23 protein-coding genes are annotated in these 21564 nt (G+C 44.1%); 11 read left to right on the top strand and 12 right to left on the bottom strand.

Annotated features, from left to right (window positions below):
- Nucleotides 1-70 precede the first annotated feature (70 nt).
- The 7 genes from C1X04_RS01465 to C1X04_RS01435 all read right to left on the bottom strand — a co-directional run bounded on the left by C1X04_RS01465 (nucleotide 71) and on the right by C1X04_RS01435 (nucleotide 8033).
- Nucleotides 71-1060 carry an aldo/keto reductase gene (locus C1X04_RS01465; RefSeq protein ID WP_254682307.1) on the bottom strand — a complete coding sequence of 330 codons (990 nt, stop codon included), beginning with the start codon at nucleotides 1058-1060 and terminating at the stop codon, nucleotides 71-73.
- An 82-nt stretch (nucleotides 1061-1142) separates the two neighbouring features.
- Nucleotides 1143-1997, bottom strand: coding sequence for a fumarylacetoacetate hydrolase family protein (locus C1X04_RS01460; protein ID WP_137168996.1), 855 nt, complete (start codon nucleotides 1995-1997; stop codon nucleotides 1143-1145).
- 61 nt (nucleotides 1998-2058) lie between these two features.
- A complete protein-coding gene (locus C1X04_RS01455) occupies nucleotides 2059-3006 on the bottom strand; it encodes an ABC transporter substrate-binding protein (protein WP_137168995.1) in 948 nt (315 codons plus the stop codon).
- Nucleotides 3007-3104: 98 nt separating this feature from the next.
- On the bottom strand, nucleotides 3105-4112 hold the full coding sequence (locus tag C1X04_RS01450; protein WP_137168994.1) for an ABC transporter permease: 1008 nt from the start codon (nucleotides 4110-4112) through the stop codon (nucleotides 3105-3107).
- 22 nt (nucleotides 4113-4134) lie between these two features.
- Nucleotides 4135-5625 carry a sugar ABC transporter ATP-binding protein gene (locus tag C1X04_RS01445; protein WP_137168993.1) on the bottom strand — a complete coding sequence of 497 codons (1491 nt, stop codon included), beginning with the start codon at nucleotides 5623-5625 and terminating at the stop codon, nucleotides 4135-4137.
- Nucleotides 5626-5681: 56 nt separating this feature from the next.
- A complete protein-coding gene (locus tag C1X04_RS01440; protein ID WP_137168992.1) occupies nucleotides 5682-6431 on the bottom strand; it encodes an SDR family oxidoreductase in 750 nt (249 codons plus the stop codon).
- An 81-nt stretch (nucleotides 6432-6512) separates the two neighbouring features.
- A complete protein-coding gene (locus C1X04_RS01435) occupies nucleotides 6513-8033 on the bottom strand; it encodes a UxaA family hydrolase (RefSeq protein WP_137168991.1) in 1521 nt (506 codons plus the stop codon).
- A 109-nt stretch (nucleotides 8034-8142) separates the two neighbouring features.
- On the opposite strand from C1X04_RS01435, the gene C1X04_RS01430 reads away from it, so the two are divergent.
- The 4 genes from C1X04_RS01430 to C1X04_RS18605 all read left to right on the top strand — a co-directional run bounded on the left by C1X04_RS01430 (nucleotide 8143) and on the right by C1X04_RS18605 (nucleotide 10811).
- Nucleotides 8143-8835, top strand: coding sequence for a GntR family transcriptional regulator (locus tag C1X04_RS01430; RefSeq protein ID WP_137168990.1), 693 nt, complete (start codon nucleotides 8143-8145; stop codon nucleotides 8833-8835).
- A 68-nt stretch (nucleotides 8836-8903) separates the two neighbouring features.
- Nucleotides 8904-9341: an RbsD/FucU family protein gene (locus C1X04_RS01425; protein ID WP_137168989.1), complete on the top strand. Its 438-nt coding sequence runs from the start codon at nucleotides 8904-8906 to the stop codon at nucleotides 9339-9341.
- Entirely contained in the window at nucleotides 9331-10158 is an 828-nt protein-coding gene (locus C1X04_RS01420) for an amidohydrolase (protein ID WP_175404874.1), read from the top strand. The genes C1X04_RS01425 and C1X04_RS01420 overlap by 11 nt, the downstream gene beginning before the upstream one ends.
- A gap of 116 nt (nucleotides 10159-10274) precedes the next feature.
- Nucleotides 10275-10811, top strand: a complete 537-nt coding sequence (locus C1X04_RS18605; RefSeq protein ID WP_137168987.1) for a helix-turn-helix transcriptional regulator — start codon at nucleotides 10275-10277, stop codon at nucleotides 10809-10811.
- 51 nt (nucleotides 10812-10862) lie between these two features.
- Here C1X04_RS18605 and C1X04_RS01410 read toward each other — a convergent pair whose 3' ends face one another.
- The 3 genes from C1X04_RS01410 to C1X04_RS01400 form a co-directional block, all read right to left on the bottom strand.
- Nucleotides 10863-11177, bottom strand: coding sequence for a 4a-hydroxytetrahydrobiopterin dehydratase (locus tag C1X04_RS01410; RefSeq protein ID WP_137168986.1), 315 nt, complete (start codon nucleotides 11175-11177; stop codon nucleotides 10863-10865).
- Between the two features lie 147 nt (nucleotides 11178-11324).
- Complete coding sequence (locus C1X04_RS01405; RefSeq protein ID WP_110574701.1) at nucleotides 11325-11747, bottom strand: organic hydroperoxide resistance protein; 423 nt, start codon at nucleotides 11745-11747, stop codon at nucleotides 11325-11327.
- Between the two features lie 138 nt (nucleotides 11748-11885).
- Nucleotides 11886-12338 (bottom strand): MarR family winged helix-turn-helix transcriptional regulator, encoded by a 453-nt coding sequence (locus tag C1X04_RS01400; RefSeq protein WP_110574699.1) that lies wholly within the window; start codon nucleotides 12336-12338, stop codon nucleotides 11886-11888.
- Nucleotides 12339-12477: 139 nt separating this feature from the next.
- Here C1X04_RS01400 and C1X04_RS01395 point away from each other — a divergent pair, with 139 nt between their 5' ends.
- Nucleotides 12478-12756 carry a putative quinol monooxygenase gene (locus C1X04_RS01395; protein WP_137168985.1) on the top strand — a complete coding sequence of 93 codons (279 nt, stop codon included), beginning with the start codon at nucleotides 12478-12480 and terminating at the stop codon, nucleotides 12754-12756.
- Between the two features lie 13 nt (nucleotides 12757-12769).
- On the opposite strand, the gene C1X04_RS01390 is transcribed toward C1X04_RS01395, so the two are convergent.
- Nucleotides 12770-13609, bottom strand: a complete 840-nt coding sequence (locus C1X04_RS01390; RefSeq protein ID WP_137168984.1) for a LysR family transcriptional regulator — start codon at nucleotides 13607-13609, stop codon at nucleotides 12770-12772.
- Nucleotides 13610-13727: 118 nt separating this feature from the next.
- On the opposite strand from C1X04_RS01390, the gene C1X04_RS01385 reads away from it, so the two are divergent.
- From C1X04_RS01385 to C1X04_RS01365, 5 genes are all read left to right on the top strand, one after another.
- Nucleotides 13728-14348, top strand: coding sequence for a glutathione S-transferase family protein (locus C1X04_RS01385; protein WP_137168983.1), 621 nt, complete (start codon nucleotides 13728-13730; stop codon nucleotides 14346-14348).
- A 278-nt stretch (nucleotides 14349-14626) separates the two neighbouring features.
- A complete protein-coding gene (locus tag C1X04_RS01380) occupies nucleotides 14627-15388 on the top strand; it encodes an ABC transporter ATP-binding protein (RefSeq protein WP_254682306.1) in 762 nt (253 codons plus the stop codon).
- A gap of 12 nt (nucleotides 15389-15400) precedes the next feature.
- The gene (locus C1X04_RS01375; protein WP_110574689.1) at nucleotides 15401-16384 is read left to right on the top strand and encodes an ABC transporter substrate-binding protein; all 984 of its coding nucleotides are present in this window, start codon (nucleotides 15401-15403) and stop codon (nucleotides 16382-16384) included.
- 26 nt (nucleotides 16385-16410) lie between these two features.
- Nucleotides 16411-17439 (top strand): iron ABC transporter permease, encoded by a 1029-nt coding sequence (locus C1X04_RS01370; RefSeq protein WP_254682305.1) that lies wholly within the window; start codon nucleotides 16411-16413, stop codon nucleotides 17437-17439.
- An 81-nt stretch (nucleotides 17440-17520) separates the two neighbouring features.
- Nucleotides 17521-18639, top strand: coding sequence for a PA0069 family radical SAM protein (locus C1X04_RS01365; RefSeq protein ID WP_137168981.1), 1119 nt, complete (start codon nucleotides 17521-17523; stop codon nucleotides 18637-18639).
- 93 nt (nucleotides 18640-18732) lie between these two features.
- On the opposite strand, the gene C1X04_RS18730 is transcribed toward C1X04_RS01365, so the two are convergent.
- A complete protein-coding gene (locus C1X04_RS18730) occupies nucleotides 18733-20049 on the bottom strand; it encodes a PAS domain-containing methyl-accepting chemotaxis protein (protein ID WP_137168980.1) in 1317 nt (438 codons plus the stop codon).
- Between the two features lie 187 nt (nucleotides 20050-20236).
- On the opposite strand from C1X04_RS18730, the gene C1X04_RS01355 reads away from it, so the two are divergent.
- Nucleotides 20237-21286, top strand: a complete 1050-nt coding sequence (locus tag C1X04_RS01355; RefSeq protein ID WP_110574680.1) for a peptidase M42 — start codon at nucleotides 20237-20239, stop codon at nucleotides 21284-21286.
- Nucleotides 21287-21564: the final 278 nt, after the last annotated feature.

The following is a 21564-nucleotide window of genomic DNA, read 5'->3' as shown; positions in this document are numbered from 1 at the left end:
AAGTGCTTTTAAAAGAAGTCACAATAAAAGGAAAATGCGAGTAAAGCGTCCTAAAACAGGATGGAGGACGTTATAACGAGTAGATAACTGGAGATAACGCCTGCCAAAACTCCTCTGGGATGGATTCTTCGTACCAAGCGATATTTTGTACAACACGCTCTTCACTGGTCATGCCAATTAACACCGACTTAACGCAATCGTATCGCAATGCGTATTGAATCGCAGCCGCCTGTAACGAGACATTATACTGCTCGCAGATAGACTCTATAGCGATGACTTTGTCGACAATATCTTTAGGGGCATCGCCATAAAAGTAATGGCCTAAGTCTTTAGAGCCTTTGGCTAAAATGCCTGAATTAAAAGGCGCTGCAGCAATTAGAGAAACATTATTTGAGTTACATTTGTCGGTAAAATTTTGCGTAATATCGTTGTTTAATAAGGTAAAACAATTAGCTACCATAAAACAATCAAACTGGCCGTAGTTCATAGCTTGATCGCATATTTGCCATTCGTTCACACCTAGACCAATATTGCGGACTACACCTTGATCTCGTAATTCCATCATGGCTTTAAAACCACCATCAATGGCTTGTTTAAAATACATGGCATGCTGATCTTTATGGCTCAGTTCACCAATATCATGCATCAACAACATATCAATATGACTAACCCCAAGGCGCTGAAGAGAGTCCTCCAAGGATCGCATAACGCCATCGTAGGTATAATCATATTCACGATCAAATGGGCTAGCGCCAACAAAGCCGTCGGCTTCTTTTTGATCTACTTTGCAGTCTGGGTGCAGCAACCTTCCCACCTTGGTGGATAGAAAAATATCTTGGTGTGGCATTTCGCCTAGAGCCAAACCTAAACGACGCTCTGAAAGGCCCGCCCCATAGTGAGGAGCCGTATCAAAATATTCAATGCCTAATTCTCTAGCCTTACGAACAGCATCATTGATACTTTTATAAGAAACGGGACGAAACAAATTACCCGCACCAGCACAGCCAAACCCTATTTCTGAAATCGAAGAACCACTACTGTTTATTATTCTTGTTTTCATTACTTACTCACTAAATCACAACTCCTTGCAACCAAAGGGCTCACAAGGAGCTGAATTGCCCTATGAATATTGGCGTTTTTACTTACGCTTTAACCACTCTTTGACATTGCACGCCAAGCTTATCAATGCCAAGCTTCATTTCCTCACCGCCTTTTAGATAAATTGGCGGATTGAAACCCAAACCAACGCCTGGTGGCGTACCTGTTGAAATAATATCGCCTGGTTGCAAACTCATATATCGGCTGCAATAAGCAATTAAGTGAGGCACTTTAAAGACCATGGTCGAAGTCGAACCATTTTGGTAACGTTTACCATCAACTTCTAACCAAATACCAAGGTTATTGAAATCACCAACTTCATCAGGAGTTACTAACCATGGGCCTGTTGGACCAAAGGTGTCGCAGCCTTTTCCTTTGTCCCAAGTCCCCGTTCCTTCAAGCTGGAAAGCACGCTCTGACACATCATTAATCACACAAAAACCCGCAACGTGTTTCATGGCATCAGCTTCTGCAATGTCACTGCCGCCTTCGCCAATAACGATACCTAATTCCACTTCCCAATCGGTTTTTTCAGAGCCTTTTGGAATTTTCACATCATCATTTGGCCCAACAATCGCCGACGTCCATTTATTGAAAATCACAGGTTCTGCAGGAACAGGCATGCCAGATTCGGCAGCATGATCGGCATAATTCAAGCCAATACAAATAAACTTACCCACATTGGACACACAAGCCCCGAGACGCAGATCTTCTTGCGGTACGCCATCGACCAAAGGCAAGCTATTAATATCTAAGGTGTTTAGCTTTTTCATGCTTGCTAAGCTTAGATGCTCGTCAGATAAATCTGGAATGACTGACGACAAATCTCGAACTCGACCATTATCATCAAGTAAACCTGGCTTTTCTTTCCCTAGTGGCCCAAAGCGAACTAATTTCATTGTTTTCTCCTATCGGTAAAAATGCTGTGGTGAATAAGAGATTCACCACAGCATAGAGTTTTTATTTATATAGAACTGCAGCGATTTTTGGGTCATCGATATTTTCAGCGGTATAATAGTAGAAACCAGTATCAATAATTTTAGGCACTGTTTCCCCTTTAATTGTTTGGACCGCGGCTTTCACTGTTTCATAACCAATTCCAATTGGATTCTGCGTAATAGCGCCTGCCATCAAGCCACTACGAATCGCATTCATCTGAGCTGTACCTGAATCAAAGCCGATAATGACAAGATCTTTAGCTTTAGACTCACGGGCCGCATTTACCACACCGACTGCAGAGCCTTCATTAGTGCCAAACATGCCTGCTAGATTTGGATAAGAAGTCAAAATAGCACGAGCAACTTCTGTCGATTTCAATTGGTCACCATCGCCGTATTGAACGGTAACCACGTCAATATCTGGGTGGGCTTCTTTCATGCGTTTTAGAAAGCCATCACGGCGATCAATGCCTGTTGTCCCTGTTTGACTGTGAGCCACCACAGCGACTTGTCCTTTATTGCCAATCAACTCAGCCATTTTGTCTGCCGCTAATGCAGAAGCTGCCAAGTTATCCGTCGTTGCGGTTGTCACTGGTATATCACTTTCAACTCCACTATCGAACGCAACAATTGGAATACCGGCTTTTTGTGCTTTACGTAACAGAGGAATAGCCGCTTGGCTATCTAAAGCAGCAAAGCCAATAGCATCGGGTTTATTGGCTAATGCTGCGGCTAACATGTCGATCTGGCGATCCACTTGTGCTTCCGTATCAGGCCCTTCAAATGTAACGCGTACGTTGAATTCTTTTGCAGCCTGATCGGCACCTTGTTTCACAGCTTGCCAAAATTGATGCTGAAACCCTTTTGAAATCAGTGGAATATATGGCTGGTCATCTGCTTGCACAAAAGATGACGCTGCCATAATAGTAACAGCACTGATAAGACCTACTAATTTGCGACGTGACAACATGTCCGTTCCTCCGTTATGTTGTTATTTTCGAGGTTTGCTTTTTATTGTTGTGGCGATATGCCACCGATTATTTCTAACTCTTATTACCTTACATTGCCTTATTTAGACTTTTGACGGCGCATCATATCGGCGTAAACTGCTAAGATAATGATGATACCGGTGACAACAGTCTGCCATTCTTGTGCAACAGACAGTACGCGTAAGCCGTTCGTTAATACCGCCATAATAAGTGCACCGATTAGCGTACCGATTATCGTTCCACGCCCACCTGACAAAGATGTACCGCCAATGACTACAGCGGCAATCGCTTCCAATTCATAACCAAGGCCTAGGGCGGGTTGAGCCGAGTTCAAACGTGACGAAATTAAAATCCCAGCAATACCACAAATACCACCCGCTACCGCATAAATCGCAATTTTCCAAAAGTCTGTATTCACACCAGATAAACGTACAGCCTCTTCATTAGAACCAATACCGAAGCAATAACGACCTAGAATGGTTTTACTCAATACGTAACTCGCCACACCAGCAACAATGAAAAGAATCAACACACCGTTTGGAATAGGTAGAAAAGGTAAGACTTCACCAATTAGGGAACCACGTGAAATTTCGTCAAAACCTGGCGTGTTATTGAAGTAAATAGGACGCGCACCGCTTACAACTAATGACAAACCTTTTAAAATCAGCATCATGCCCAATGTGGCAATAAAAGGTGGAATCTTCATCTTGGCAACAAAAGAGCCAGAGCAGAAACCACAAAATGCACCTGCTAGAATGGCACCAAGCACACCTATTGGCAGTGGCAAATTCATATTGGTTAACAGTACACCAGCAACTACAGCGGTGAATGTCATCAAGGTTCCGACGGATAAATCAATACCACCGGAGATAATTACTAACGTGGCTGCCACTGCTAGAACACCATTAACAGATGTCGCTTGCAGAATCGCCAGCATATTCGACGTCTGCATAAAATTCGGGGATGCGATAGAAAACACGATCAATAATACGATCAAACTCGCAAAAGCGAGCACTCGCTGATGTGCTGACATTTTTATCAACTTACTGATAAAACTTGGTGATGCCTTTTGGCTTTCGGTTATCATTATTTTTCTCTCCTGTTAGCCTTTACTGAGTGGCTAATGCCATAATTTGTTCTTGATTTGTTGCTTTTCCACCGGGCAATATTCCAGTAAGTTTCCCTTGGCACATAACGGCAATTCGATGGCTTAGGCGCATTACTTCAGGTAGCTCCGAAGAAATGACAATAATCGCTTTACCTTGCTTGGCGAGAGATTCTAATAATTTATAAATCTCCGACTTGGCACCCACATCAATCCCTCGCGTTGGTTCATCAAAAATCAAAATGTCACAGTCTCTTAGTAACCATTTTGCAATGACTACTTTTTGCTGATTACCACCAGACAAAAAGCCGACTTCCTGTGTATCAGACGGGGTTCTAATACCTAACTGCTTAATATAGCCATTGGCTACAGAACTAATTTCCGATTCATTCAGTGCTCCTACAGAACCAGTAAAACGATTTAACGCCGCCATAGCGATGTTGGCTCGCACATCCATACCTAAAGCTAAGCCAAAGTGTTTACGGTCTTCCGACAAATACCCAATACCTGCAGCAACGGCATCACTGGGAGATTCGATTGGGCAGTGCTTACCATTCACCCAAACCTCACCAGAATCGATTGGATCTGCACCGAAAATAGCACGAGCTACTTCGGTTCGCCCTGCTCCCATTAAACCCGCAAAACCTAAAATTTCACCTTTCTTGAGAGAAAAACTAACATCCCTAATCTCTTTTCCACGATTCAGGCCTTTCACGGCAAGTAACTCTGGTTGATCAGACAAATCGGGGATATCAACCGTTTCATCTTTTACTTCGCGACCGACCATCATCGAAATGATTTCAGATAATGGCGTCTCTTTAGCCTCGACTGTGCCGATGAATTCGCCATCGCGTAGCACAGTAACGCGATCTGCGATTTGCTTGATTTCATCCATCTTGTGACTGATATAGATGATGCCAACGCCTTCCGCTTTCAGGCGACGGATAATGACAAACAACTCTGCAATCTCCGCATCATTCAAAGCCGCTGTTGGCTCATCCATAATGAGAACACGTGATTGAAAAGATAAAGCCTTGGCTATTTCGACCATCTGTTGCTTAGCGACCGTTAAACTGCCAATTTCAGTCATCGGATCAATATCGAAATTCATCTTCTCAAAGATGTCACTTGCCTGAGCATTTAAACGTTTTTCGTCAATCACCCCCCAAGCAGAACGAGGCTCTCGACCAATAAACACATTTTGAGCAACGGTCAGATCATTCATCAAACTCAGTTCCTGATGAATGATGCCAATACCCGCATTTTGCGCAGCTTTTGGGCCATCAAAGACAGCAAGTTGGCCATCAACTTTTACGGTGCCACTATCTTTTTGATACACACCAGACAGTATTTTCATCAACGTCGACTTGCCAGCACCGTTCTCGCCCATCAAAGCATGTACTTCACCTTTTTCAAGGTCGAAATTAACACCTCGAAGCGAATATACACCGGGAAATCGTTTTTCAATTCCACTCATTTCAACCAATAACGGCATCGTTTTTACTCCGTAACAAATAGTAGGCTGATTCGAATATCATCTACGTGACGTAATTAAATCGTCACACCACCATCTACGAGCAAAGACTGCCCCGTCATAAACGCACTTTCATCAGATAACAAGTACACAATAATTGGTGTAATATCACTTACCTCAGCTAGGCGCCCCATAGGTTGGCGAGCGATAAAATCTTTTTGCGCTTGAACAGGATCCGCAGCCGAAGCAATACGGCCTTGCAAAGAAGGTGTATTAACAGTTCCGGGGCAGACTGAGTTACAGCGAATTCCTTGCTTTACAAAATCCGCTGCAATGCCTTTTGATAATCCAATGACACCTGCTTTCGTCGCGCCATAGGCTGTTCGCATTGGGAAGCCTTTGATTGAAGAGGCCATAGAAGCCATATTGACGACAGAAGAAGAACCTGTGATTTCAGCTTGTTTCATCATGCCAGGTAGAAAAGCTCGACACATACGCATCATAGAAGTGACATTCAAGTTCACACTGAACTCCCAATCTTCATCACTAATATCTAGAACAGTGCCGTTATGAACAAAACCTGCGCAATTAAACAAACCATCTAGATTGGGCATCTGCTCTGCGAATGATTTAATCGAATTGGCGTCCATAACATCGAGTATATGTGTTTGTATAGCTGGGCAATCTTGCTGCAAAGATTTAAGCGCCTCAGCATTGATATCCGTCGCAATGACATTCGCCCCTTCTTTTAAACAGGCTTCGGCACTTGCTCTACCAATTCCTTGACCAGCAGCTGTTATTAATATTGTTTTTCCCTTGAGTCTCATAAGTTTTTCCCCGTTTAAGTAGTTGTCACCACCACTGCCAACAGCTACCTTTTATTTGTTTTTATTAAATTGAAAAAAGACCTACATCACTGCGCCAATTTGCCAAGGCACAAATTCTGCCCCACCAAAACCCAGCGCTTCACTTTTTGTTTCTTCACCTGATGCAATTCGAATTATTAGTTCAAATAGCTCTTTCCCTTTTTCTTCAATCGATACGCCAGCCGTGACAATATCCCCACAATTCAAATCCATGTCTTCTTGAAGACGGCGATACATCTCGGTGTTGGTAGCCAACTTAATACAAGGCGTAGGCTTATAACCAGAAACCGAACCCCGTCCTGTGGTAAAAATAATCATGTTGGCGCCCGATGCCACCTGACCGGTGACGGAACAAGGATCAAACCCTGGACTATCCATAAACACGAAACCTTTTTTATCAATCGCTTCGCCGAATAAATACACATCGGTTAATGGCGCGCTTCCGCTTTTCGCAACCGCCCCTAGGGACTTTTCAAGAATGGTTGTTAGTCCGCCGTTTTTATTACCGGGGCTTGGGTTATTGTCCATTTCGCCACCATTGCGGGCGCAGTAATCTTCCCACCAATGAATCCGATCAATCAGTTTTTGTCCGACTTCCGTAGACACAGCACGTCGCGTCAATAAATGTTCCGCACCATACACTTCAGAGGTTTCTGAGAGGATAGTCGTGCCACCGTGACGAACTAATAAATCAGAGGCATAACCTAAAGCTGGATTTGCCGTAATGCCGGAATAGCCATCGGAGCCACCACATTGCATACCGACCATAATTTCTGAGACAGGCGCAGGTTCTCGTGTTGCTTTATTTGCTTCTTGAGCTAATAAATGCAGTTCCTGTAAACCTTTTTCGATTGTTTTTCGCGTGCCGCCTTCAGACTGAATCGTCATATAACGAAAGGCAGCGCTCGGTTCTTGGCTGCCCACAAGGCTAGACACTTGTAGTACTTCACAGCCGAGACCGACTAACAAAATACCACCAAAATTTGGATTATTGGCGTAACCCGTAAGCGTGCGATGAAGAGTTTGATAACCTTCGCCTTGACCCGACATGCCACAGCCAGTGCTATGAACAATCGGTACGATGCCATCAATATTCGGATACTCTTTTAGGAAATCCGTTTTAGTTGCCGCTTCTTCGATAAAACGCGCGACGGAACCAGCACAATTGACCGAGGTTAAAATACCGAGATAGTTACGCGTACCAACTTTGCCATTTTCACGGTGATAACCGTTAAAAGTGCGAGGGATTAAAATTGGAGGTAATGAGTTGCTGCTTTGAGAAAACGCATAATCTTGAAGATGCTCGCCCATGCCCATGTTTTGAACATGCACATGTTCTCCCACTGCAATAGCTTGCGTGGCTTGGCCAATGATTTGGCCATAGCGAATAACATTATCGCCTTTCGCTATATTCTTAACAGCGACCTTATGGCCTCTTGGAACATAGCTAAGTAGCGTAACGCCAAATTCGTTTAATTTACTTCCTTCAGCAAGATCACTTAAGGCGATAACGACGTTATCATTAGCGTGTAAACGAATAGTTTGTTTGGACCCAATGATCATGGGCAATCCCCTGTTCTAAATTCACATTTAATTATTGTTGTTGTATATTCAAACTAGCACCAACAACTTCAATCGTCAACTAACATGTTAGTATTAAGGAAATAAAATTATGGCAGAGTCATCGCTTAATAAAATCCAGAACTTGAGCGGTTCACTGTCTCAGCGGGTATATCAATCATTGCGAGAGGCCATACTTTCCATGCAATACCCGCCCGGCACTGTGATTCGAAAAGGCGCAATTTGTGAGCAGCTGGGTGTTTCCCGCTCTCCGGTTGCTGAAGCATTAGCAAGACTTTCAGCGGAAGGTTTAGTCGATGTCATCCCACAATCAGCGACCAAAGTATCTTGTTTTTCCATGGATGAAATACGCGAGGCAAGCTTTTTAAGGCAAGCGTTAGAAGTCGCCGCTGTTGAAAAAGTAACGCAAGAGCGCAGCGATGAACAATTAGCTGCCTTGACTCGCAATGTGCGAATGCAAGCGTTATTGGTGGAAGACAAAGACTTCGTGGGTTTTTATCAAGCGGATGAAGAATTCCACACATTACTGATGAACTTCACGGGATTTAACGGTGTTTCACAGGTATTAGACAGCGTTTCCCTACACTTAGTGAGAGCGCGTATGCTGATTTTGCCTGAAGAAGGCAGACCAGCGGAAGCAGTGAAAGAACATCAAGCGATTCTTGCTGCGATCAAAGAACAAGATGTGGATGCCGCCCGAGAAGCTATGAAATACCACATTGGCCAACTGATCCCTAGAATTTTGCCATTGGAAGAATCTCATGCTGAGTATTTCAAAATGTAATTCATAAAATAGTGAAAGTACCGTTTTATTACAAAGCTCTTTCCATAATAAAAACAAAGAGGAACAACATGCTTTATCATATACCAAGTATCATTCCACCCGAACTGCTGTATGCTATGAGAGCCATGGGACACGGTGATGAATTACTCATCACCGATGCCAATTTTCCAGCCACCAGCCATGGTCGAGAGTGCATTAGGCTAAGCGGTGTAAACAGCTCTGAAACCTTATCCGCCATACTCACGCTCTTCCCTATCGATACTTTTGTTGAAAACCCTTTCGTTACCATGGAAACGGTTGACCATCCTGAGATCATTCCTCCAACGGTGGAAGATTTCACACAAATCATTCTAAAAAAAACCAACATCACCACCCGTCCAATTGGGCTTGAGCGATTCGAGTTTTACGAAAGAGCCAAAAAAGCCTTCGTTATTATTCAAACCTCAGACATTCGTCCCTACGCGAATATCTTCGTAAAAAAAGGAGTCATAAATCATGCGGATTGATGCTCATCAGCACTTCTGGCGTATAAAGCGGAACGATTATGGCTGGTTAACGCCTGAGTTAACAACGCTATATAAAGACTTCGAACCAGATGATTTAACGCCCTTATTAAACCGGCATAATGTCGATGGAACCATACTGGTTCAAGCTGCCCCCACAGAAGCAGAAACCCTCTTTTTATTACAACTCAGTGAACAATATGAAAGCATTAAAGGGGTCGTCGGATGGGTTGATTTTGATAATCTCAATGCACCGAAAAGCATAGTAAAGCTATCCAAACATCCTAAACTAGTGGGCATTCGTCCAATGATCCAAGATATTGAAGACATTGATTGGATGCTCAGCCCTGCCGTTTCCAATACGTTACAAAGCTTAAGCCAACATCAGCTTGTGTTCGATGCTCTCGTTAAACCTCAACATTTAAAAAATTTAAAACTGCTGATAGACCAACACCGTAATCTAAAGGTTGTAATCAATCATGGAGCGAAACCCAATATTAAAGAAAATAAATTACATCAGTGGCGTTCAGATCTCAGTGCATTTCGAGATTTACCGAACGTCAGCTGCAAGCTTTCTGGTCTCGTCACTGAAGCAAGCAATGATTGGCAAGCAAAGGATTTGTTTCCTTATATCGATACTATTTTTGACGTCTTCGGGGAACAAAGAGTCCTCTGGGGCAGCGACTGGCCAGTCAGCCTTTTAGCATCGTCTTACACTAAGTGGTTCGATACCGTTGAACGGTACTTGACACAAAACAACTTATCCAAGGCCAGAGTATTCGGTGGCAATGCTGTAAGTACCTATAAACTAAAAAAATAATTTAAATTATTTTGCTTTTGTTAATTATTGTTACTTATCTGTCATATTAGCTCTGTACCCTCACTTCATTAATAGTATTCAACTATGCTTTATTGAAAGCCTACGGAAATAAAAAAATGAAGATGAAAGATCTATTAGACAGCGCCCAACCGATGAAGAAACATAAATCTAAATCGAAAAAGAATGAGTTAAAAAAGAAGAAACAAGAAAAGTTAGAAGCTAAAAAGCAGGCGAAAACCAAGAAGGAGGTAAAGGCAAAGAAACCAGTAGAAGTGACTAAAAAACCAGCCAAGGTTTTGCCAGAAGATAGCTCGACGACGAGTAATCCAATTCGTCAGCGTGCGTCGAAAAGCCTAGAGCCGATGACAAATGAAGAACAGCTGATTGCGATCAATCAAATCATTAAACGCTTATTAATGAATGAAATCACACAAGGTATGGCCTTGCGGGAGCTACGTGTAAGTGTCCTAGGTTTAAGACAAGATGCGTACACGAAGCTGACTGGTGTATCGCGTAAAACACTGTCCGAAATCGAAAACGACAAGGGGAATTACACCACTGAAATCATCAACAAGGTGTTCAAACCTTTCGAGATCAAGGTCGGACTGGTGCCTACTTCTAGTCAATTATTAGCGGCCATAATGGCCAATTAATCGCTCAATAAAAGATATTGGAAGCCAAACTAGATGGCCTCGGTATTCGTACTATGCGTTACATTTTGATGCAAAGGCTTCCATTTTCTTCGCTAAATCAAAATCTTTATTAGACACACCTGACACATCGTGGGACGTCAGTTGAATGCTGACTTTATTGTACACATTGAACCATTCTGGGTGATGATCCTTCTTTTCCGCGTACATAGCGCACATCGTCATAAAACCAAAAGCATGCTGAAAGCTTTTAAATTTGAAGGTTTTACTGAGCTTTTCGTCTTCTATCGCCCAATTTTCTGACGCTTCTGTATTTAATTGGTTAAGTGCTTGTTCTATCTCATGCTGTTCAAGCTTTCGATGTGTCATGCTGTTTCACCTCTATTTAAATCAGAAAATTTATCGTACCAAGCACCAGTGTAGTCGCTTAAGCCCACGATTAAAACGCAACAAAAAATCCCTTCTGCAAATTCATGCAAAAGGGACTCTCAGACTAACGCTTCAAATTGAAAGCGTTTATTTGATAGTGAAGTTCACATCAATGTTGCCGCGTGTTGCATTGGAATATGGGCAAACTTTGTGAGCGGCTTCAACCAATTGCTCAACAACGTCTTTTTCTACGCCAGGTACATCCACTTCTAGATCTGCGCAGATAGTAAAACCTTCGCCTTTGGTGTTTTCACCGATACCAATAGTCGCCGTTATGCTGACATCATTTGGAAGTTTCACTTTTTGTTTGGATGCTACCAGCTTAAATGCGCCGATAAAGCAAGCAGAGTAACCAGCGGCAAATAGCTGCTCTGGGTTAGTCCCTTCACCACCCGCGCCGCCGAGTTCTTTTGGCGTGCTTAGGGCAAGATCCAATTTATTATCAGATGAAACAGAACGACCGTCACGGCCACCAGTGGATGTTGCTGTTGCGCTGTAAATAGGTTTCATAATATTGCTCCTTAATAACACTATTGATGAATATTGCTTACTTAATCATTATCGCGATAACTATAAAGTTAAAAATAAAGGCTCACTGAAATGAGCCGATGAATTTATGTTATTGCAATAACTATTATTGCGCAACCCCTATTTTGTAAGTTTTTTCCTAAGGGCAACGAGCTGCTCACGTAAAGCGACCACTTCATTCATATCGATTCCGCAGGCTTCAGCAACACAGCGGTTTACTTCTAAACCTTGTTCACGCAGCTTTTTGCCTTTTTCAGTCAAGGCAATACTCAAGCTACGATCATCGTCCACACCACGTAAACGCTGCACTAATCCATCAGCTTCCATACGCTTGATTACGGGCGTAAGCGCACCAGATTTTTGCCCAAGCGCATCGCTGATGTGCTTCAAGCTCACGCCATCTTGCTCCCACAAAATCAACATCACCGTATATTGCGGATAGGTCAGACCGATCGCTGAAAGCGGCTCTTTATAAAACTGCGTCATCGCAAGAGACGTCGAGTAAAGGGCAAAACACAACTGGTTGTCGAGTAATAATGGATTTTTAGGAAATAGCGAATTGTCAGAAGTCATAAGTTCTCATGGATGGTTGCGCGAATAGTTATAGCGATAATGATTAAACATTTTACACATTAACACCTTCCAAAACATCAAAATGACAATCTTGTTTTAAGACTCTGCTATTATCGAATATCACATAGGACGAACGACCATGTCAAAAGTCACCCTAAGCGGCCATATTGAAGTACCAACAGAAGATCTAGACGCGGTATTGGCAGAACTACCAAACCACATCGCGCTGACTCATCAAGAAGCGGGTTGCATCGCCTTCACGGTGACCCAAGATTCAGACAACCCTCAACGCTTTGATGTGTATGAAGAATTCACCGACAAAGTCGCATTTGAAAAACATCAAACCAGAGTGAAAGCGTCTCATTGGGGTCAAGTGACGAAAAATGTTGAGCGGTTTTATACGGTGACAGAGACTTAAACAGCCTCTAGATTTATTTTCTCACCCGCTCAATCACTTCTTCTATCCACGCAACCGTTAGCCAATCCGGTGCGGAGGCAGAGCGTGAGAAGGCTATTTGTACGGCAGGCAAGGCGGGCAATAAATCGCTCTCGATGATGTCTAGTGAGTCATTCACGCTGATGCTGGCGATAGCGGAGATGGCTTTTTCGGCCATCAGCAGGCTTTCAATCAGGGTGAGATTAGCCGTGACGCAGTACAGCTGATAATCCGTGCCTTTCTTCTGCAAACCATCAACGGCGCTGGAATGGAATTTACAGCTCGGTTCGTATAGCGCCAATGACAAAGGGTTCAGAGTCGTCCAGTCAAAGCCTTTTTTCGCCACCCAGACGCCTTTGTCTTGAAACAAGGTTAAGCCTTCGTCGCTATCAGGTGTTCGCGTGACTAAAGCCAAGTCCACTTCGCCTTTGTCCATCAATTCTCTTAGTTCAACCGATGTCCCCGTGCGAATTCGAAAGCGAATATTCGGCAACATGGCTTCCATGACAGACATAACGACAACGAGTAAATTCGCCACATAATCATTCGGACAACCAAGATTAAGCAAGACACCCTGCTGTGGACCTTTGATGGATTGCAATGCGCTTTCTTGCAGCTGCAAAATTCGCCGTGCGTAATGCACCAGCTGTTGGCCGTCTTCGGTGAGCACTTGCTCTCGACCTTGTTTGCAAAACAGCTCGGTGCCAACTTGTTCTTCCAGTCGTTTCATCTGCATGCTGATGGCCGATGGCGTGCGAAAGGTTTGCATAGCGGCACGCTGAAAACTACCGTGATCGACAATAGCCACTAGGGTTTTTAATAGTTCCGTATCCAATACCGTTCTCTCATTTGATCATTCATCAAAATGCGTTATGCCAGCCTTCAATTTAATTGGCTTTTTTCTGTTTCAGTCTTGTCACATGATCAGACCATCAACAAAGAAGGAAAGACTTATGATTCTGCACGATTTTTTACCCTCAGGGAACGGTTATAAAATCCGTTTGTTATGCGCTTGCTTAGGCCTGAAAGTAACACTGAAACAATATGACATTACCAAAGGGGAAACGCACACAGAATCTTTTTTGGCGATGAATCCAAACGGGAAAATTCCAGTGCTGGAGTTGGACGATGGGGAGTGCTTGAGCGAAAGTAATGCGGTGATTCTCTATCTTGCAGAACAACACCAATCGGCCTTGTTACCAAACAATGCCATGCTTAGAGCCAAGGTCTATAAATGGTTATTTTGGGAGCAATACAGCCACGAGCCAAACATTGCCTCGCCACGTTTTTGGCTGACTCATAACGCCATGACGGAGCTAAAAAAACACATGCTGCCAGATCGTATTGAGCAAGGCCGCGCCGCGTTAAAACAAATGGAAGACACGTTAGCCACGCAAACTTACTTAGTCGGTGATTCCATCACACTGGCGGATATTTGTTTGTTTCCTTATACCCATGTGGCGGAAGAAGGTGGCGCTTATCAATTATCCGACTATCCTAATATTCAGCGCTGGATTAAAGACATCGAAGCCTTGGATTGGTTTATTCCCATTAATCAAGCACACATTATTTAATTCCCACATGAGAAGATGAAAATTCACCAGCCAGCAAACCTTGTTGCGTGAAACACCCTTCCGTATAGTCTCTGCTCGTCTATATATCCTTCTCTCCGCTATTTTTCATCAGCAGGGAGAAGGATTGACTGTATTTACGACATTCGATGTTATCATGTAACAAACACCTCTACGGAACCCGATTTACCTTGATTAATGAAGCGCCTTCAACTCTACCAAGCGACACCCAACAAGAGGATTCTTCCTACTCGTTTTTTTCTAGTTGCCGACCTGCATGTATGCAGTTGAACGACGTGGCTTGGTCTCCATATCGAGACAAAGCATTACTTAAGCCTGTCACAGTGACGGTTCACCCAGGTGAATTTCTTGCCATTGTTGGCCCAAATGGATCAGGGAAAACCAGTTTATTACGCTGCCTTTATCGCACCAATAAACCCAGCAATGGCACAGTTTTGCTTGATGGTAAAGACATCTGGTCGCTATCGCCACGCCAATGTGCTCAACGCATCGCCACCGTTTTACAAGACACAGGAGGAGAATTTGGCCTCAGCGTTTTTGAAATGGTCGAAATCGGACTGACGCCAAAGTCTCTTGTCTGGGGGCGCTCCGAGGAAGATTCTCAAATCGTCGAAAACGCACTCGCCTTACTTGATGTGGCCCATTTGGCCGAGCGCTCCTTCGACTCTTTGTCTGGTGGTGAACGCCAGCGGGTAATTATCGCCAGAGCCTTAGCGCAGCGCCCTGACATATTGATTCTAGATGAGCCAACCAATCATCTAGACATTCGCCACCAACTCGATGTGCTCGCGTTATTAGCAAAACTGCCTTGCACGCTCATCGTGTCATTGCACGATCTCGCCTTAGCCTCTGCTTATGCTGATCGGGTACTGGTTATGCAGAATGGCGAAATGCAAGCTTGCTCGCCACCAAACGATGTCTTTACCAAACAACGCATAAAACAAGTATTTGATGTGGACACCATCATTGATGAGCACCCCATTACACAACGCCCAAGATTCTCTTTTTATATCAATGATTAACAGGATAAATTCATGACAACGAGTGTTACTACAAACATCAAACACACATCATTACTCGTTAGTGGCGCATTGTTAAGTCTTTTACACACAGGCTTAGCGAGTGCCTCTGATTACCCTGTCACCGTACAAAGCTGTGACCGCCAAGTTACCTTCAATCAAGCACCAAAAGCGGCTGTATCAAACGACGTCAACTTGACCGAGATGATGTTAGCACTCGGCCTGCAAGATCATATGGTCGGTTTTACTGGCGTGTCTGGCTGGAAAACCTTAGATCCAAAATTGCGTAATGGCATCGGTGAATTACCTGAACTTTCGCCAAAATACCCCAGCAAAGAAGTGCTTTTGGGTGCTGACGCGGACTTTTATTTTGCGGGCTGGAACTATGGTATGCGTGTTGGAGGTGGCGTTACGCCTGACACCTTGGCACCGCTTGGGATCAAGGTGTATGAGTTAACAGAAAGCTGTATTCACATCATGGACAAACCGAAAGTTTCCATGGATGACCTTTATGTGGATTTACTAAACCTAGGTCGTATTTTTGGCAAAGAAGAACAAGCACAGGCCTTGATACAAGGTTACCAACAAGACCTTGAGAATTTCCAAGCGAATCTAGCGCCATTAAAAACAGCACCAAAAGTCTTCGTTTACGATTCCGGTGAAGAACAACCCTTTACCTCGGGTCGCTATGGCATGCCAACCGCGCTAATCGAAGCCGCAGGCGGCAAAAACATCGTCGATGACGTACAAAAAAGCTGGACACAAATGGGCTGGGAAGCCGTCATTGATCGTGCACCAGACTTTATTATTATCGTTAACTATGGCGATGTGACCGCAGAACAAAAGATCAATTTCTTGCGCAGCAACCCTGCTTTTGAAAACATTCCGGCGGTGAAAAACAACCATTTTGTCGTTTTAGAATACGTGGAAGCCACACCCGGCCCGCGTAATATTAATGCGATCAAACGCTTAGCCGAGGCTTTTAGAACCGCGTTATGAAGCCTGCCAACAAAAAGCTCACCATTATGGGACGTGTTCCCTTGCCTGCTTTGTTAATCATGCTCAGCATCTTACTGCTGTTATTAATGGGCGTGGCAATTGGCGTGGGTTCCGTATCCATTAGCCAATCCACTGTGTGGAGCGTGATCGGTCATAAACTGTCGATCACCAATACACTGCCTAATTGGTCGATGGGACGAGAAAACATCATCTGGGCGGTGCGTTTGCCAAGAACGTTACTCGCTGCTATGGTCGGCGCGGCTTTGGCGATTGTGGGCGCCGCGTTGCAATCCGTAACTCGCAACCCTTTGGCGGATCCACATTTATTGGGTGTATCTTCTGGTGCGGCGTTAGGGGCGATTATCGCCTTGCTCCATACAGGCATGATTTTAGGCGTGGTGACGGTTCCCGTGTTTGCTTTTCTTGGTGCTTTGTTGGCGATGTTTCTAGTCTTAGCGGTGGCGAATTTTTCCTCAGCGCACAGCGCAGGACGTTTGATTCTGGCGGGCGTGGCGGTAGCCTTTGTGCTGACAGCCTTAGGGAATCTGTTCATTTTTATGGGCGATCACCGCTCATCTCATACGGTGATTTTCTGGATGCTCGGCGGCTTGGGGCTTGCTCAATGGGGACAGCTTTGGTTTCCACTGGTCACGCTTTTATTAGGTTCCGGCTATCTGATTTACAACGCCCGTTATCTAAATGCCATGACGCTTGGCGATGAAAGCGCCAGCACCTTAGGCGTTCCGGTTGAGCGATTCCGCCTGATTGTGATTGTTGTCTGCGCGCTGCTGACTGGCGCAGCCGTCGCCTTTTCCGGTGTCATCGGCTTTGTCGGCCTGATGGTGCCGCATATCGTGCGTTTATTGGTTGGCGGCGATTACCGCAAAGTCTTACCTCTATCCGCGATATTCGGCGCTCTGTTCCTCGTCGCGGCTGACATTGCTTCCAGAATCATCATGCCACCGGAAGACATGCCAATCGGCATTCTTACTGGCCTAGTCGGCGGCATCGCCTTCGTCTTTTTGATGCGCCAAAAGCGGAACGTCTCGCTCTAAATAAGCCAACAAAAGAAAACTTGCTTTATTAAAATTCAACACTCAAAATACTGTTTATATATACAGTATTTTGAGTGTTTTATGTCTGCTTCTTTTACCAATAACAGCGATCAAAAAGGCGAGCCATCGCCTTTCAATCATCCTATCAAGGGGCGCGGCACAGCCAATAATATGGCTGGGCGCTTTGCTATTACGCTGGTTGAAGTAGATGAAAACGACGAAGCGATTGCTTTGCTGGAAACATCATCGCCCAAAACAGAAGTTCGTCATGAACGCGCCAAAAGCATCATCAGCCGCAATTCCTCTCCTGACATTCCTTTTCACATGTCGGTGAATCCTTATAAAGGCTGCGAGCATGGTTGCGTGTATTGCTTTGCTCGACCAACTCATGCTTATTTAGATTTGTCGCCAGGGTTGGATTTTGAAACCAAACTGGTTGCCAAAACCAATGCAGCGTTTTTGTTTGAAGAAGAACTGGCACACCCAAAGTATCGCTGCGAACCCATTGCATTAGGCATCAATACTGATGCCTATCAGCCGATTGAGAAACAACTCAAAATCACTCGGCAATTATTAGAAATTGCCTTGGCCCACAATCAGCCCATCTCGCTAATAACCAAAAGCACTCTAATTCTTAGAGACCTAGATTTGCTCGCGCAAATGGCAGAAAAAAAGCTTATCCATGTGGCGATCAGCGTGACGACGCTCAATAACGATTTAAAGCGTATTTTGGAACCTAGAACGGCATCAGGAAAAACACGTTTACAAGTGATTAAAACCTTACGGGAAGCTGGGATTCCGGTTTCGGTTCTTGTCGCACCGGTGATTCCTTTTATCAACGATAACGAGCTAGAAGAAATCATCGCCGCTTGCGCGGAGGTTGGCGCGCAATCCATCAATTACATCATGTTGCGCTTGCCTCACGAAGTGGCGCCTTTATTTTCCGACTGGCTCCACCAGCATTACCCAGACAGAGCTGAACACGTTTTGCAGCGCATTATGGACATGTGCGGTGGCAAGCTCTACAACAGCCAATTTGGCAAACGCATGACGGGGGAAGGTATTTTTGCGGATTTAATTAACCAACGTTTTCACAGAGCCCGACGCAAGTATGGATTGGATGACAACCGCCTAAGCTATCTCGATTGTCGTCATTTTGCGGTTCCGCCAAAGGAAGGTGATCAGATGGCCTTGTTTTAAAGGCTCAGTATCAATTGCTTTTTTAGCATAAAAAAATCCCCTAAGAGTAAAAGCTTAGGGGATATTGATGTTATTTCTATATTTCAAAAGCGCTTATAACTTATTGTTAAATTGGCTTACGGCATCAACCACTTGTCTTGAGCCTGTCTGAATGTCATTCATCACATGACCCGCTTCGGTTGAAAGGTCGAGGGCTTTTTGAGCCTTCTCCATACTTTCTTCGATAAGTGATACGGCCTGCTCTGTCAGCTTTTTGTTGTCCCCAACCACACTGATGATTTCTTCTGTCGCCGAGCTGGTTCTAGAAGCAAGCTGCCTGACTTCATCAGCAACCACCGCGAAACCTCGTCCCTGCTCACCAGCTCGTGCGGCTTCTATCGCAGCATTGAGCGCAAGCAAATTTGTTTGATCGGCAATACCTCGAATACTTTCAACCAGTTTCGCCACCTTCATAGATTGAGTATTCAGTTCAAATATTCCTGTGCTTGCCTCGCTCATTTGCATCGACAATTCATTCATTGTTTGAATAGTAGACTCAATGACTTTTTTGCCATTAACGGCATCTTGATCGCTTTTTTTAGAGATATCGTAAGCAACCAGAGAGGTTTCTGAAATTGCAAGCTCACGCTTCATTTGCTCAGTAATAACCGTCGCGAACTTAACCACTTTGTACAGCTTGCCAGTTTCATCATGGATTGGGTTATAAGACGCTTCTAACCACACATCATGTCCGTGACTATCAATGCGTTTAAATCGATCGGAAACAAACTCACCTGAACGTAAACGCTGCCAAAACTGTTTATATTCCTGAGATTCCGCTTCTTTCGGTTCACAAAACATTCTGTGATGCTGACCTACAATTTGGCTTTTAGAATAACCCATGCCTTTTAAGAAGTTGTCGTTGGCATTCAGTATGATGCCATCTAGGCTAAACTCAATCACAGCTGAGGATCGATTCAATGCCGCCAACATGTCTTCGACTTCTTTAGACTGAGAGATGGTTCGTGTAAGTTCGGCTGAGTAAACTTCTAATATTACACGCCCACTGTCTGCTTGTTTTTTCGGTTGAATAATCGACCGATACCAGGCTTCTTTACCCTGCTTCGTTTCAAGCTGTAAAGCACCATGCCAATGTTTCTTCTCGCTAATTGCCGATAACATTTTTTTGCAGTGTTCTTTTTCTAAAGACTTGCCAAGAATAAAGTCTTTAATGTTTTTATCTGTTAATTCCGTTTTATCAAAACCACTGGATTGTAAAAAGAGTGTATTTGCATCGACTATTATTCCGTCTGGAGTCATAGAGAAATACAGCATCTCTTGTCTAAGATCCGCTTGCGTTTCTTGAAAGGAAGCTAGCTCTTTTTCTAACTCCTTCACTCTAGATAATAGTTTTTTTTTTCCAAATAGCATTTACACCTTCCCGTACCGATTAGAATTCGACATGCACTAGAGGGTAGCTGATCTTTACCAAGAGCACGATGCTCTTTTTGTTATCTGATGAAAAAATTAAGTTATTTTGAGATAAAAAGAGTATGTAAATTCTCTAATTCAGTTTATAAACAAGCTTCGACTTACCCCTTTTTTGGAACCTATTTGCATGCCTAGTGATGACTTTATCGATCTGCTCAAACTGCTTATTCGCGCACCCAGTGTGGTTGGCGCAGAGCATTCATTTTTCCGTGTTTTACAACGCGAACTGGAAGAGCGAGGGGCAAAGGTCACTTGGTACGAAGGTTTGTTGGTTGCCCAAGGCAGCGATCCGTTTAGCACCATGTTCTCTGCGCACATTGATCGTCATGGCTTGGTGTGTACGGGCCCGAACGAATTCCAATACGCCGCGTTTGTTTCAGCTAATCGCACCGATTTGTTGAATAACTCGGTTTCTGAGGAGTTGATGACCAAGGTTACAGAGCGTTTCAACCATGAAGAAATCTACGCCTACGAGCCTTGGTCTGGCGTATACCGTGGCAAAGGCACCATTAAAAGCTCATACGTTTGTGAATTTCGTAACAACTTAATTTTCGAAACAGAAGGCTTAGAGAGCGTTGTCGCTGGCACTCCCATTGCGTTTAAAGACCAATTACATGTAGTTGATAATCGCTTAGAAGGTCAGTTAGACAACGTGATTTCAGCCGCGGCTTTGGTGCATCTTTTTGACCATGGTTTCAAAGGCACCGCCTTTTTTACCGCACAGGAAGAAGCAGGAAAAAGCTGGCGCTATTTGCTTGAGTGGTTCCGCCGCTTTGGTGGCTCAACCAACCGCTTGTTTGTAGTGGATACCAGCCCATTTCCCAACGTAGAAGCCGCCAATGAACAGCTTCTGGTACTTAGGGAAAAAGACGCCAACGCCACCTTTAATAAAGACAGCACCAAGCTTCTTGAAGAACTGTGCGTCAAAAACAACGTCAGTTATTTATACAAGAACCGTTATGTAGAAAATGAAAACGCCAAACGGGCTGAGCAAGGTTTGCCGCCAAGCTCCCTCGGTAGTACCGAGCTTGGCCGTATTATCGCCGCATCCAATGGCTTGGTAGATGGCACAACCATTCAAATCCCCACTATTGGCTATCACACCATGCATGAGTCAGCGGCGGTAGAATCCGTGGATGCGTTTTTGAATATGTTAAAAGTTGTGTCGAATATTTAGATTCACCAGATTCTATTATTACAATTAGAAGCAACACATCAAAAATCCCGTTTCGATATATAAATTCGAAACGGGATTTTTTACGATTGAGGCAAAATACCCCCACACCAAGGGGCGAGGTATCGGTGTTTTATTGGATTAACGCTAGCTATATACATACGTCATTCCCGCGAAGGCGGGAATCAATCAATTATGCTCACCAAAAACAACCCTATTTAGACAACACCACTGGTTTCCCGCCTTCGCGGGAATGACAATCGTGACTATAGTTATTCGCG

Origin of the sequence: Marinomonas sp. FW-1 (assembly GCF_005222245.1) — a bacterium.
GTDB lineage: Bacteria > Pseudomonadota > Gammaproteobacteria > Pseudomonadales > Marinomonadaceae > Marinomonas > Marinomonas alcarazii.
This window is presented reverse-complemented; position numbering and strand designations above follow the sequence as displayed.